The following is a 13,826-nucleotide window of genomic DNA, read 5'->3' on the forward strand; positions in this document are numbered from 1 at the left end:
GAAATCCCCATGTTGCATATCTTCTGTCCTCACTGCGGCGAGCTGCGCTCTGAAGAGGAATTCCACGCATCCGGCCAGGCGCACATCCCGCGTCCACTGGACCCGACTTCCTGCACCGACGAGGAGTGGGGCGACTACATGTTCTTCCGCGATAACCCGCGCGGTCTGCACCACGAACTGTGGATCCACGCCGCCGGTTGCCGTCAGTACTTCAACGCGACCCGTGACACCGTGACCTACGAGATTCTCGAAACTTACAAGATCGGCACCAAGCCACAATTCACCGACAAGACCGACAGCCCGAAAGCGGCCGCCACGGCTCTGGGAGAGAAGGTATGAGCCAGACTAATCGCCTGTCCAACGGCGGACGGATCGACCGCAACAAAGTGCTGAGCTTCACCTTCAACGGCCAGGTCTACAAAGGCTTTGAAGGCGACTCGCTGGCCGCTGCCTTGCTGGCCAACGGCGTCGACATCATCGGTCGCAGCTTCAAGTATTCCCGTCCGCGCGGCATCTTCGCCGCCGGTGCCGAAGAGCCGAACGCGGTGCTGCAGATTGGCGCCACTGAAGCCACGCAGATTCCGAACGTGCGCGCCACGCAACAAGCGCTGTACCAAGGTTTGGTCGCCACCAGCACCAACGGCTGGCCGAGCGTGAACAACGACATGATGGGGATTCTCGGCAAGGTCGGCGGCAAGCTGATGCCGCCGGGTTTCTACTACAAAACGTTCATGTACCCGCAATCGTTCTGGATGACTTACGAGAAGTACATTCGTAAGGCCGCCGGTCTTGGCCGTTCGCCGACCGAGAACGATCCGGACACCTACGACTACATGAACCAGCACTGCGACGTGCTGATCGTCGGCGCCGGCCCTGCTGGCCTCGCCGCAGCATTGGCCGCTGCGCGCAGCGGTGCCCGCGTGATCCTGGCCGATGAGCAGGAAGAGTTCGGCGGCAGCCTGCTCGACTCCCGCGAAAGCCTCGACGGCAAACCGGCCACCGAGTGGGTCGCCAGCGTTATCGCCGAATTGAAAGACACCCCGGACGTGCTGCTGTTGCCGCGCGCCACGGTCAACGGTTACCACGACCATAACTTCCTGACCATTCACGAGCGCCTCACCGATCACCTCGGCGACCGCGCACCGATTGGCCAGGTCCGTCAGCGCATCCACCGGGTTCGCGCCAAGCGTGTAGTCCTGGCGACCGGCGCTTGCGAGCGTCCACTGGTCTACGGCAACAACGACGTGCCGGGCAACATGCTCGCCGGCGCTGTGTCGACTTACGTGCGCCGTTACGGCGTGGCACCGGGCAAGAAACTGGTGCTGTCGACCAACAACGACCATGCCTACCGCGTGGCTCTGGATTGGCTCGACGCCAGTCTGCAAGTCGTTGCTATCGCTGACGCCCGCAGCAACCCGCGCGGTGCATTGGTGGAAGAAGCGCGTGCCAAAGGCATCCGCATCCTCACCGGCAGCGCCGTGATCGAGGCTCGTGGCACCAAGCGCGTGACCGCTGCGCGCATCGCCGCGATTGATGTCAAAGGCCACACCGTGACCAGTCCTGGTGAATGGCTCGATTGCGACCTCGTTGCCACTTCCGGCGGTTACAGCCCGGTGGTTCACCTGGCTTCGCACTTGGGCGGCAAGCCGACCTGGCGTGAAGACATCCTCGGTTTCGTACCGGGCGAAGCACCGCAGAAACGCGTGTGCGTCGGTGGCATCAATGGGGTCTACGGTCTCGGCGATTCCCTGGCCGATGGTTTTGAAGGCGGCGCTCGCGCCGCCAGCGAAGCCGGTTTCAGTGTGGTCGAAGGCACCTTGCCGAAAGCCCTGAGCCGTCTCGAAGAGGCGACCCTGGCGCTGTTCCAGGTGCCGCACGAAAAGAACACCGCACGGGCGCCGAAGCAATTCGTCGACCTGCAAAACGACGTCACCGCCGCCGCCATTGAACTGGCGACCCGCGAAGGTTTCGAGTCGGTCGAGCACGTCAAACGCTACACCGCGCTGGGCTTCGGCACCGATCAGGGCAAGCTCGGCAACGTTAACGGCCTGGCAATTGCCGCCCGTTCGCTGAACGTGACAATCCCGCAGATGGGCACCACCATGTTCCGCCCGAACTACACGCCGGTAACTTTCGGTGCCGTGGCCGGTCGTCACTGTGGGCACATCTTTGAGCCGGTTCGTTTCACCGCGCTGCATCACTGGCACGTGAAAAACGGTGCTGAATTCGAAGACGTCGGTCAGTGGAAGCGTCCGTGGTACTTCCCGAAAAACGGCGAAGACCTGCACGCCGCAGTCAAACGCGAATGCAAAGCCGTGCGCGACAGCGTCGGCCTGCTGGACGCTTCGACCCTGGGCAAGATCGACATTCAAGGCCCGGATGCGCGCGAGTTCCTGAACCGCATCTACACCAACGCCTGGACCAAGCTAGACGTGGGCAAGGCGCGCTACGGTCTGATGTGCAAAGAAGACGGCATGGTCTTCGACGACGGCGTAACGGCTTGTCTCGCCGACAACCATTTCGTGATGACCACCACCACCGGCGGCGCTGCACGCGTACTGCAATGGCTGGAAATCTACCAACAGACCGAATGGCCAGACCTGAAGGTGTACTTCACCTCCGTGACGGATCACTGGGCAACCATGACCCTGTCCGGGCCGAACAGCCGCAAGCTGCTCAGCGAAGTCACCGACATTGATCTGACCAACGAAGCCTTCCCGTTCATGACCTGGAAAGAAGGCCTGGTCGGCGGCGTGCCGGCGCGGGTGTTCCGGATTTCGTTTACCGGTGAGCTGTCGTACGAAGTCAACGTGCAGGCCGATTACGCCATGGGCGTTCTGGAAAAAATCGCCGAGGCCGGCAAGCAGTACAACCTGACCCCGTACGGCACCGAGACCATGCACATCCTGCGGGCCGAGAAGGGTTTCATCATCGTCGGCCAGGACACCGACGGCTCGATGACCCCGGACGACCTGAACATGGGTTGGTGTGTCGGTCGCACCAAACCGTTCTCGTGGATCGGCCAGCGCGGCATGAACCGCGAAGACTGCGTGCGTGATCAACGTAAGCAGTTGGTGGGCCTGAAGCCGATCGATCCGACCAAATGGCTGCCGGAAGGGGCGCAACTGGTGTTCAACACCAAGCAAACCATTCCGATGACCATGGTCGGCCACGTGACCTCCAGCTACTTGCACAACTCCCTTGGTTATTCGTTTGCCATGGGCGTGGTCAAGGGTGGGTTGAAGCGCATCGGTGAGCGGGTGTTCGCACCGCTGGCGGATGGCAGCGTAATTGAGGCGGAGATTGTTTCTTCGGTGTTCTTCGATCCGAAGGGTGATCGCCAGAACATCTGACACTGATCGTTCCCACGCTTTGCGTGGGAACGATCAAAACAGAATTCAGGAACAGGTGCTTTATGACCGCAGCCAATGTTTACCAACAACGCCCAACCACCGGGGCCAAAGCCGAGTCGTCGCTGCATCACGCCGACCTCGTCAGCCTGGTGGGCAAGGGCCGCAAAAACGCCGGCGTGATCGTGCGTGAGAAAAAACTCCTCGGCCACCTGACCATCCGTGGTGATGGCCACGATGCCGCGTTCAGCGCTGGCGTGCACAAGGCCCTCGGTATCGAATTGCCGGGCGCGTTGAGCGTCATCGTCAAAGGCGAAACCAGCCTGCAATGGATGGGCCCGGATGAATGGCTGCTGATCGTGCCGACCGGCGAAGAGTTCGCTGCCGAGCAAAAGCTGCGTGAAGCGCTGGGCGATTTGCATATCCAGATCGTCAACGTCAGCGGCGGCCAGCAGATTCTCGAACTGAGCGGCCCGAACGTGCGCCAGGTACTGATGAAATCCACCAGCTACGACGTACACCCGAACAGCTTCCCGGTGGGCAAGGCTGTCGGCACGGTGTTCGCCAAGTCGCAATTGGTAATCCGCCACACCGCCGAAGACACCTGGGAACTGCTGATCCGTCGCAGCTTCTCGGATTACTGGTGGTTGTGGTTGCAGGATGCGTCCGCCGAATTCGGCCTTAGCGTCCAGGCGTAATGTTCGTTCCCACGCTCTGCGTGGGAATGCATCCCGGGACGCTCCGCGTCCCAAAGGCGGACGCAGAGCGTCCATGGCGGCATTCCCACGCAGAACGTGGGAACGATCAGAGGAGAGACACGACTATGAGCCGCGCCCCAGACACATGGATTCTGACCGCCGACTGCCCAAGCGTCCTCGGCACCGTGGATGCGGTGACCCGCTTTCTGTTCGAGCAGGGCTGCTACGTCACCGAGCACCATTCCTTCGATGACCGGCTCTCGGGTCGTTTCTTCATTCGCGTGGAATTCCGCCAGCCCGACGGCTTCGACGAACAAGCCTTCCGCGCTGGTCTCGAAGAACGCGGTGCGCATTTCGGCATGATCTTCGAACTGACCGCGCCGAACTACCGGCCAAAAGTGGTGATCATGGTTTCCAAGGCCGATCACTGCCTCAACGACTTGCTCTACCGCCAGCGCATCGGCCAGTTGTCGATGGACGTCGCCGCCGTGATTTCCAACCACCCGGACCTCAAGCCGTTGGCCGACTGGCATCAGATTCCGTACTACCACTTCCCTCTCGACCCCAACGACAAGCCGTCGCAGGAGCGTCAGGTGTTGCAAGTGATTGAAGAGTCCGGCGCTGAGCTGGTGATCCTTGCCCGTTACATGCAAGTCCTGTCGCCGGAGCTGTGCCGCAAACTCGACGGCAAGGCGATCAATATTCACCACTCGCTGCTGCCGGGTTTCAAGGGCGCCAAGCCGTATCACCAGGCCTACAACAAGGGCGTGAAACTGGTCGGCGCCACGGCGCACTACATCAACAACGACCTGGACGAAGGCCCGATCATCGCCCAAGGCGTGGAGGTGGTGGACCACAGTCACTACCCGGAAGATTTGATCGCCAAGGGGCGGGATATCGAAGGGCTGACCCTGGCTCGCGCCGTGGGCTATCACATAGAGAGAAGAGTCTTTCTCAACGCGAACAGAACCGTCGTTCTTTAGATCGCCATCGCGGGCTTGCCCGCGATTAGGCCTTAAAGGACAACACAAGACACACAGGCAACAACCAGAGCAAACAACGCGCCGCCGCTCCATGGCGACGCGACCGCTACATAAAAACAACAGCGAGGTGAAAGCATGTCTGGTAATCGTGGTGTCGTGTATCTCGGCAACGGCAAGGTCGAAATACAGAAAATCGACTATCCCAAAATGCAGGACCCGCGCGGCAGGAAGATTAATCACGCTGTCATCCTGCGCGTAGTGTCCACCAACATCTGTGGTTCCGATCAGCACATGGTGCGCGGTCGTACCACCGCTCAAACCGGCCTGGTACTGGGTCACGAAATCACCGGTGAAGTGATCGAGAAGGGCAGCGACGTCGAGAACCTGCAGATCGGCGACCTGGTGTCCGTTCCGTTCAACGTCGCTTGCGGGCGCTGCCGTTCCTGCAAAGAGATGCACACCGGCGTTTGCCTGAGCGTCAATCCGGCCCGTCCCGGCGGTGCTTATGGTTATGTCGACATGGGCGACTGGACCGGCGGTCAGGCTGAATACGCAATGGTGCCGTACGCCGACTTCAACCTGCTGAAACTGCCGGATCGCGATCGCGCGATGGAAAAAATCCGCGACCTGACCTGCCTCTCAGACATCCTGCCGACCGGTTACCACGGCGCCGTGACGGCGGGCGTTGGCCCGGGCAGCACCGTGTACATCGCCGGTGCCGGTCCAGTCGGCCTGGCCGCTGCCGCTTCCGCGCGTCTGCTGGGTGCAGCGGTGGTGATCATCGGTGACGTCAACACTGTGCGCCTGGCCCACGCCAAAGCTCAGGGTTTTGAAATCGCTGACCTGTCCCTCGACACGCCGTTGCACGAACAAATCGCCGCACTGCTGGGCGAGCCGGAAGTGGATTGCGCCGTCGACGCCGTGGGCTTCGAAGCACGCGGCCACGGCCATGACGGCGTGAAACACGAAGCGCCGGCCACCGTGCTCAACTCGCTGATGGGCGTAGTTCGCGTGGCAGGCAAGATCGGTATTCCAGGCCTGTACGTGACGGAAGATCCGGGTGCTGTGGACGCTGCCGCGAAAATGGGCAGCCTGAGCATTCGCTTCGGTCTGGGCTGGGCCAAGTCCCACAGCTTCCACACTGGCCAGACGCCAGTGATGAAGTACAACCGCCAGCTGATGCAGGCGATCATGTGGGACCGTATCCATATTGCCGACATCGTGGGCGTGGAAGTCATCAGCCTGGATGACGCGCCACGTGGTTATGGCGAGTTCGATGCGGGTGTGCCGAAGAAATTTGTGATCGATCCGCACAAGTTGTTCAGCGCGGCGTAAGGCTTCCCGCAATGCAAAACGGCGACCTCAGGGTCGCCGTTTTTATTGGAAGGAACACAGATGATCGTTCCCACGCTCCGCATGGGAATGCAGCCCGGGACGCTCTGCGTCCCAAAGCGTGACGCAGAGCGTCACAGGAGGCGTTACCACGCGGAGCGTGGGAACGATCATTTAAAAACACAACAGCGCGTTCCCTGGGGCTTGGGAACAATCCTCAGGGCCACCAGTCCAACGCACAGTTTTTCGCCGCCCATGGGTGGGCGGTTTATGCCTAAAGAGGTTGTCTCGATGAAGATTTCACGCGGTTTTGCACTGGCTTCGCTGATGACCCTGGCGGCCAGCCCGGTCTTTGCTCAGTTCAGCCTGAACGATGCGGCCAATGCCATCTCGGGCATGAAGGGCGATAACGCCGCCGCAGCGACCGCGCCAACCTCACAGACGGCCGGCCTTCTGAGTGCGCTCAGCCAATTGAACGTGACCCCGCAACAAGCCGTAGGCGGCACTGGTGCGATGCTCGGTCTGGCCAAAAATAAATTGAGTTCGACGGATTACTCAGAGCTGGCCAAAAGCGTACCGGGGATCGACAAACTGTCGGGTGGCGGTGAACTGGGCGCCCTCAGCGGCTTGCTCGGTTCGTCCGGTAAATCGGCAGGTCTGGAAAACGCCTTGGGCAACGTGAAGAACACCAATGACCTGAACAGCGCATTCAGCGCCCTGGGCATGGACAGTGGGATGGTCGGCCAGTTTGCCCCGGTGATTCTCCAGTACCTCGGCGGCCAGGGCGTTGGCGGTCCATTGCTGGAAAGCCTCGGCGGGATTTGGGGCGCCGGTTCCGGTAGCTGATTCAGCAGCGCTCGGCGCGCAACGCGTCGATGCGCCGGTCCTTCTCGATCCAGAGCTGGTTGACCCAGTTCTGGACGGTTTCGCGAAACAGCGGATCGTTCTCGTAATCCCCTTGCCACAACGCCGGGTCCAGCTCGCGGGTCTGGATGTCGATGATGACCTTTGGCACGTTGCCGCTGATCAAATCCCAGAACCCCGGAATCGCCTGCTGCGGATACACCACCGTCACATCCAGAATCGCGTCCAGCTGTTCGCCCATAGCCGCCAGCACAAACGCCACGCCGCCCGCCTTGGGTTTGAGCAGGTGCGTGAACGGTGATTGCTGCTGGGTACTTTTCGCCGCAGTGAACCGGGTGCCTTCCAGGTAATTGACCACCGTCACTGGCTGGCGTTTGTACAGCTCGCATGCCGCTTTGGTGATCTCCAGATCATGCCCGGCCAATTCAGGGTTTTTCGCCAGGAACGCCTTGGTGTAGCGCTTCATGAACGGGTAATCCAGCGCCCACCAGGCAAGACCCAGGAACGGCACCCAGATCAGTTCTTTCTTGAGGAAGAATTTGAAGAACGGCGTGCGCCGGTTCAGGGTCTGGATCAGCGCAGGGATATCGACCCAGGATTGGTGGTTGCTGATCACCAGGTACGAGGTATCCCCGCGCAGGTCATCGCCGCCGCGAATGTCCCATTGAGTGGGGATGCACAGGCGGAAGATCAGTTTGTCGATTTCGGCCCAGGTCTCGGCGATCCACATCACCGCCCACGAGGCGTAATCGCGATAACGGCCGGGCAGGACCAGTTTGAGCAGGGCAAACACCATCAGCGGCCCGAACAGGACCAGGGTGTTGAGCAACAGCAGCAGGGTAACGAAACAGCCGGTGAGCAGGCGGCGCATAAGTAACTCTTGAAAGCATTTGGGCGCGCCATGATAAGCAGCTTCGGGCGGCAGGCCAAATCGGTGGTGACGAATGTTTCACCTTTGAACCGCTAATCTCCTCCCACCGATCTTTCCCCGCGCGGCTGATCGTTCCCACGCTCTGCGTGGGAATGCATCCCGGGACGCTCCGCGTCCCAAAGCGGACGCAGAGCGTCCATGGCGGCATTCCCACGCAGAGCGTGGGAACGATCTAACCGATAAAGGTCTAAAATCCCGCTGCCCACTCCTTATGGATGCCCATTACGTGAAATCCCTCCTTGCACTGCTGACCCTCGTGGCCCTGCCGGTCATGGCCGCCGAGCCGACCCTGTACGGGCGTTACGAATACATCGCGCTGCCGGAAATCGGCGGTGAAGTCCTCAAGGCCAAGATGGACACCGGCGCCCTGACCGCGTCGCTGTCGGCCAAGGACATCGAAATGTTCACCCGCGACGGCGACGACTGGGTGCGCTTCCGCCTCGCCACCAAGGACGCGAGCAACAAGGTCTACGAACACAAGATCGCACGGATCAGCAAGATCAAGACCCGCTCCGAAGAAGACGAAGATGAGAAGGACGAGGCCGCACCCACCAAGCGTCCAGTGGTCGATCTGGAGCTGTGCCTGGGCAACGTCAAGCGCACGGTCGAGGTCAACCTCACCGACCGCAGCAGCTTCAATTACCCGTTGCTTATCGGCGCCAAGGCCTTGCGTGAATTCGGCGCCGCGGTGAACCCGGCCCGACGCTTTACCGCGGATAAACCCGACTGCTGATTGACGAGATGTGAGGCTTGGGCCACCGTTGCGCAACTTAACTGCCGTGCTCGGACGCCATGCCTCATATCCTGATTGTCGAAGACGAAGCGGCCATTGCCGACACGTTGATTTTTGCCTTGCAGGGCGAAGGCTTTACCACGACCTGGTTGAGCCTCGGCGCGGCCGCGCTTGAGCATCAGCGCCAGACCCCGGCCGACCTGATCATTCTCGACATCGGCTTGCCGGACATCAGCGGCTTCGAGACCTGCAAGCAACTGCGGCGTTTCAGCGACGTGCCGGTGATCTTCCTGAGCGCCCGTGATGCGGAAATCGACCGCGTAGTGGGCCTGGAGATCGGTGCCGACGATTACGTGGTCAAGCCATTCAGCCCGCGGGAAGTCGCGGCGCGGGTCCGGGCGATCCTCAAGCGCATGGCCCCGCGTGCTTCAGCCGAAGTGGCCTCGACGTTGTTTCGCATCGACAGCGAACGGGTGCAGATCAGCTATCGCGGCCAGTCCCTGAGCCTGACCCGCCATGAATTTCGTCTATTGCAATGCTTGCTGGAGCAACCGGAACGGGTCTTCAGTCGCGAACAACTGCTCGATGCCTTGGGCGTGTCCGCCGATGCCGGGTACGAGCGCAGCATCGACAGCCACATCAAGAGCGTGCGCGCCAAACTGCGCCTGGTACGGGCCGACGCCGAACCGATCCAGACCCATCGCGGCCTCGGCTACAGCTACAGCCCGGGGCACAGCTGATGTCACTGGCGATCCGGATTTTCCTGGTCTACTTGCTGTTCATCGGCCTGACCGGTTATTTCGTGCTCAACACCGTGATGCAGGAAATCCGCCCCGGCGTGCGCCAATCCACCGAAGAAACCCTGGTGGACACCGCCAACCTGCTGGCCGAAATCCTGCGCGATGACTTCAAGGCCGGCACCCTCAACCAGAATCACTGGCCGCAATTGCTCAAGGCCTACGGCGAACGGCAGCCGAAAGCGAGCATCTGGGGCCTGCCGAAGAATCAGGTCAACCACCGCATCTACGTCACTGACGCCAAAGGCATCGTGGTGCTCGATTCCAGCGGCGCCGCCGTGGGCCAGGACTACTCGCGCTGGAACGACGTTTACCTGACCCTGCGTGGTGAGTACGGCGCCCGCTCGACCCGCAGCGATCCCAATGACGCCAGCACCTCGGCGATGCACGTCGGCGCGCCGATCCGCGACAACGGCCAGATCATCGGCGTGGTCACGGTGGCCAAACCCAACAGCTCATTGCAGCCCTACGTTGACCGGACCGAGCGACGCTTGTTCGCCTATGGCGCCGGGTTGATCGGCCTCGGCTTGCTGTTTGGCGCCGTGCTGTCCTGGTGGTTGAGCGCGGCGCTGCGGCGGTTGACCGCTTACGCGCAGGCCGTCAGCGAAGGGCGACGGGTCGAGGTGCCGCATTACCGCGGCGGCGAACTCGAGCAACTGGCAACGGCGGTGGAGCAGATGCGTACGCAACTGGAAGGCAAGGCTTACGTCGAGCGCTACGTGCACACCCTGACCCATGAATTGAAAAGCCCGCTGGCGGCGATTCGCGGCGCGGCGGAACTGCTGCAAGGCGAGATGCCTTTGGCCCAGCAGCAGCGTTTCGTCAGCAACATCGACAGCGAAAGTGCGCGGATGCAGCAGTTGATCGAACGGTTGTTGAATCTGGCGCAGGTTGAGCAGCGACAAGGGTTGGAGGAGCGGATTGAAGTGCCATTGGCCGCTTTGATAGATGAATTGCTGGACGCTCAGGCTGCGCGAATCGAGGGCAAACAGTTACGCGTTGAGCAGACGATTGCCCCTGATCTGGCGTTGGTCGGTGAGCCGTTCCTGTTGCGTCAGGCGTTGGGTAATCTGCTGGAAAATGCTCTGGACTTCACACCGGCTCAGGGCGTGCTGCGCTTCAGCGCCGAGCGCGTTGGCGAGCAGATAGCGTTCAAGCTGTTCAACCAGGCTGAGGCGATTCCCGATTACGCATTACCGCGGTTGAGTGAGCGTTTTTACTCGCTACCGCGACCGGACAGCGGGCGAAAAAGCACCGGGTTGGGGCTTAACTTCGTTGAAGAGGTGGTTAAGTTGCATGGCGGTCAGCTGTGGGTCGGCAATGTGGAGGATGGCGTTGAAGCACGGGTGAGCGTGCCTCAAGGTGCTTGATGGGCTCAGGGTGCCACCGGCACAGGCGCCGATTTTCGAAGCGTGTTCCGGTGGGCCAGGGCCAGCGCCGGCTGTTCGATAATCAGCCACGACAGTGTTGCCAGGCCAATGACGATGACAGCTGAAACGGCCATGGAAGGGAAAAAGGCCAGCTGCGTCTTATTGATGATCAATTGCTGGACGGGAAAGGCGTACAGGTAGATGCCATAGGAGATATCGAATCGTCCCCTGATGGTTTTATCGACGTACAGCAAACCCAGGCTGATTGTCGCCAGGCTTATGCCCAATGACGCCAGGACCCAGGCCGCCGAAGTGCCCAGGGATGAAAACACCAGAAGACAGGCACCCACCAAGACGCCGATCTTGGTGCGCGCACTGTTGAAGCGGTGCTTGTAAAAAGCGATCAACGATCCGGCGAAGAACGCGATACCGGTGGCGCAATAGACAAGAAACTTTTGTGCCAGTGCATGCACGGGGAAGCTGTCCAGGACATAGGTCGCCACGCAAAACAGCGAGAGCAGTGCCCAAGGCATCAAGGCGCTGCGATAAAGGGTGAGGGCAAGCGCCAGCAGAATATAAAAAGCAAATTCGATCTTCAGCGTCCAGAGGCTTCCGTTGAAGGATTCGCTGAATATGAAGTCATGGGTGACTTCATCAATCGTTGCTCGCCCGAATGCTGAAATCCGCAGAAAGTCGATGAAGGCGCCTTTGCCCGAAACATAGTCGCTGGAAAAAAATGCCCCGGCCACATAAGTCATGACGAATGAGCAAGCGATGAGTGCAGGAAAGATCCGTGCGACGCGTTTTACCAGGTAGTTTTGAACGCTGGTGGCATTCAAGTAACTGAGCGTGATCAGCAGCCCGGAAATCGCAAAAAAGCAAAGAACCGCTATACCGCCCAGTGAGTGGTAACCCTCGATGGCGGGCTCGTTCATGCCGGCCAGCACATAGTGGTGGCTGACCAGGACCATAAGGGCGGCAAGGTGCCTGATCAGATCAAATGAATTGTTTCGCATGCAGCGCTCCTTGTCTGGCCTGGTTTGGAACAAACCTGCGACCACCATTCCAAGTTGTATGTGGCGGGCAATGATTCCAGAAAGGGTTTAAATACCTGGAGTCGACCTAAAGCCCGGCAGTGTGCCAAGGTGGAAACGGCTTTTACAGGTGTTTCCACACACTCTCCACATTCCCCCCACAAAACCCCCACACATCGATCCCAGACTCTCCCTCATTCGAACAGGGAGAGAACCCATGAACCGCAACCTGGCCATAAAACTCGGGGCGATTGCCCTACTGATTCTGTTATTGCTGATCCCATTGCTGATGATCAACGGCGTGATCCAGGACCGTCAGCAATTGCGCGACGGTGTACTGGAAGACATCGCCCGCAGTTCCAGCTTCAGTCAGCAATTGAGCGGGCCGCTGATGGTGGTGCCGTATCGCAAAGTGGTACGTAGCTGGAAGCTCAACGAAAAAACCAACGAGCGTTATCAGGAAGTCGGTGAAGAGCGCGGGCGGTTGTACTTTCTCCCGGAACGCTTCGAACTGGATGGCCAGGTGCAAACCGAACTGCGCTCGCGCGGTATTTACGAAGCGCGACTGTTCCACGCCGATAATCGCATCAGCGGGCATTTCTCGATCCCGGAACAACTGGGCATCAAGGAAGATTTTGCGGATTACCAATTCGAACAGCCATTCCTGGCCGTCGGTATCAGCGACATTCGTGGCATCGAGAATGCCCTGAAACTGGAGCTCGATGGCCAGCGCCTGAACTTCGTCCCGGGCAGCCAGGTGGGCTTTTTGGGGGAGGGCGTGCACGTCATGCTTCCAATATTGGATGCGAAGCAGGCCACGGAGTTGGCCTTCGGTTTCGACCTGCGCCTGCAAGGCACCGGTCAGTTGCAAGTACTGCCGGTGGGCAAGACCAGCAAAGTTTCGTTCGCCGCCAACTGGCCGCATCCAAGCTTTATCGGCAACTACCTGCCGACCCAGCGCGAAGTCAGCGACCAGGGCTTCACCGCCAATTGGCAGACCTCGTTTTTCTCCACCAACCTGCAAGAAGCGTTGAGCAGTTGCGCATCCGGCGCAGGCTGTGAAGCGTTCAACGGTCGCAGCTTCGGCGTGAGCTTTATCGACCCGGTGGACCAGTACCTGAAAAGCGACCGGGCGATCAAATATGCGCTGTTGTTTATCGTCCTGACCTTCGCCGGCTTCTTCCTCTTCGAAGTGCTGAAAAGCCTGGCGGTGCACCCGGTGCAATACGCGCTGGTCGGCGTGGCCCTGGCGTTCTTCTATCTGTTGCTGCTGTCGCTGTCCGAGCACATCGGCTTTGCCCTGGCGTATCTGCTGTCGGCCAGTAGCTGCGTGTTGCTGATCGGCTTCTATGTCTGCCACGTGTTGCGCAGCGTGCGCCACGGCCTGAGTTTTTCCGCAGGGCTGGCGGCGTTGTACGGTTTGCTTTATGGCTTGTTGAGTGCCGAGGATTACGCGCTGTTGATGGGCTCGCTGTTGCTGTTCGGGCTGCTGGGCGTGTTCATGGTACTGACCCGCAAGCTGGACTGGTACGGCATCGGCGCGAAGACCGCCAAACCGTTGGAATTTGATAGGGGAGCGGTGGAATGAGCCGGTCGTTGGGGTTGCGGGAGGATCAGCGGGAAGGGGAAGTGTTGGCGACGCTGATTTTCGGGTTGTTTCCGTTAGAGCGAGGTGATGCCATCGCGGGCAAGCCGTGCTCCTACAGGAACACGCGGTCTGTAGGAGCAAGGCTT

Annotated in this window: 12 protein-coding genes; 10 read left to right on the forward strand and 2 right to left on the reverse strand. The window is 60.1% G+C overall.

Annotated features, from left to right (window positions below; genetic code table 11):
• Positions 1–9: 9 nt before the first annotated feature.
• From HKK52_RS23265 to HKK52_RS23290, 6 genes are all read left to right on the forward strand, one after another.
• Positions 10–339, forward strand: a complete 330-nt coding sequence (locus HKK52_RS23265) for a sarcosine oxidase subunit delta (protein ID WP_045059910.1) — start codon at positions 10–12, stop codon at positions 337–339.
• Entirely contained in the window at positions 336–3,353 is a 3,018-nt protein-coding gene (locus HKK52_RS23270) for a sarcosine oxidase subunit alpha (protein ID WP_169372759.1), read from the forward strand. The genes HKK52_RS23265 and HKK52_RS23270 overlap by 4 nt, the downstream gene beginning before the upstream one ends.
• Positions 3,354–3,415: 62 nt before the next feature.
• On the forward strand, positions 3,416–4,048 hold the full coding sequence (locus HKK52_RS23275; RefSeq protein ID WP_169372760.1) for a sarcosine oxidase subunit gamma: 633 nt from the start codon (positions 3,416–3,418) through the stop codon (positions 4,046–4,048).
• 125 nt (positions 4,049–4,173) lie between these two features.
• Positions 4,174–5,031, forward strand: coding sequence for a formyltetrahydrofolate deformylase (gene purU / locus HKK52_RS23280; RefSeq protein ID WP_169372761.1), 858 nt, complete (start codon positions 4,174–4,176; stop codon positions 5,029–5,031).
• A 135-nt stretch (positions 5,032–5,166) separates the two neighbouring features.
• Complete coding sequence (gene fdhA, locus HKK52_RS23285; protein WP_007947729.1) at positions 5,167–6,366, forward strand: formaldehyde dehydrogenase, glutathione-independent; 1,200 nt, start codon at positions 5,167–5,169, stop codon at positions 6,364–6,366.
• A gap of 288 nt (positions 6,367–6,654) precedes the next feature.
• Entirely contained in the window at positions 6,655–7,209 is a 555-nt protein-coding gene (locus tag HKK52_RS23290) for a DUF2780 domain-containing protein (protein WP_169372762.1), read from the forward strand.
• A gap of 1 nt (position 7,210) precedes the next feature.
• Here the strand turns inward: HKK52_RS23290 and HKK52_RS23295 are convergent, their stop codons facing one another.
• Entirely contained in the window at positions 7,211–8,098 is an 888-nt protein-coding gene (locus HKK52_RS23295; RefSeq protein WP_169372763.1) for an acyltransferase, read from the reverse strand.
• A 286-nt stretch (positions 8,099–8,384) separates the two neighbouring features.
• Here HKK52_RS23295 and rloA2 point away from each other — a divergent pair, with 286 nt between their 5' ends.
• From rloA2 to creC, 3 genes are read left to right on the forward strand one after another with little or no spacing between them, the layout of a single operon-like run.
• Complete coding sequence (gene rloA2 / locus HKK52_RS23300) at positions 8,385–8,891, forward strand: retropepsin-like aspartic peptidase RloA2 (RefSeq protein ID WP_169372764.1); 507 nt, start codon at positions 8,385–8,387, stop codon at positions 8,889–8,891.
• A 59-nt stretch (positions 8,892–8,950) separates the two neighbouring features.
• Positions 8,951–9,631 carry a two-component system response regulator CreB gene (gene creB, locus HKK52_RS23305; RefSeq protein WP_169372765.1) on the forward strand — a complete coding sequence of 227 codons (681 nt, stop codon included), beginning with the start codon at positions 8,951–8,953 and terminating at the stop codon, positions 9,629–9,631.
• Positions 9,631–11,058 carry a two-component system sensor histidine kinase CreC gene (gene creC, locus HKK52_RS23310; RefSeq protein WP_169372766.1) on the forward strand — a complete coding sequence of 476 codons (1,428 nt, stop codon included), beginning with the start codon at positions 9,631–9,633 and terminating at the stop codon, positions 11,056–11,058. Before creB ends, creC begins: the two co-directional genes overlap by 1 nt.
• Before the next feature lie 5 nt (positions 11,059–11,063).
• On the opposite strand, the gene HKK52_RS23315 is transcribed toward creC, so the two are convergent.
• Complete coding sequence (locus HKK52_RS23315; RefSeq protein WP_169372767.1) at positions 11,064–12,074, reverse strand: acyltransferase family protein; 1,011 nt, start codon at positions 12,072–12,074, stop codon at positions 11,064–11,066.
• A gap of 235 nt (positions 12,075–12,309) precedes the next feature.
• Here HKK52_RS23315 and creD point away from each other — a divergent pair, with 235 nt between their 5' ends.
• Positions 12,310–13,680, forward strand: a complete 1,371-nt coding sequence (gene creD, locus HKK52_RS23320; protein WP_169372768.1) for a cell envelope integrity protein CreD — start codon at positions 12,310–12,312, stop codon at positions 13,678–13,680.
• The last annotated feature ends 146 nt before the right edge of the window (positions 13,681–13,826 follow it).

Source organism: Pseudomonas sp. ADAK2, assembly GCF_012935755.1.
In the GTDB taxonomy this organism is placed as follows: Bacteria; Pseudomonadota; Gammaproteobacteria; order Pseudomonadales; family Pseudomonadaceae; genus Aquipseudomonas.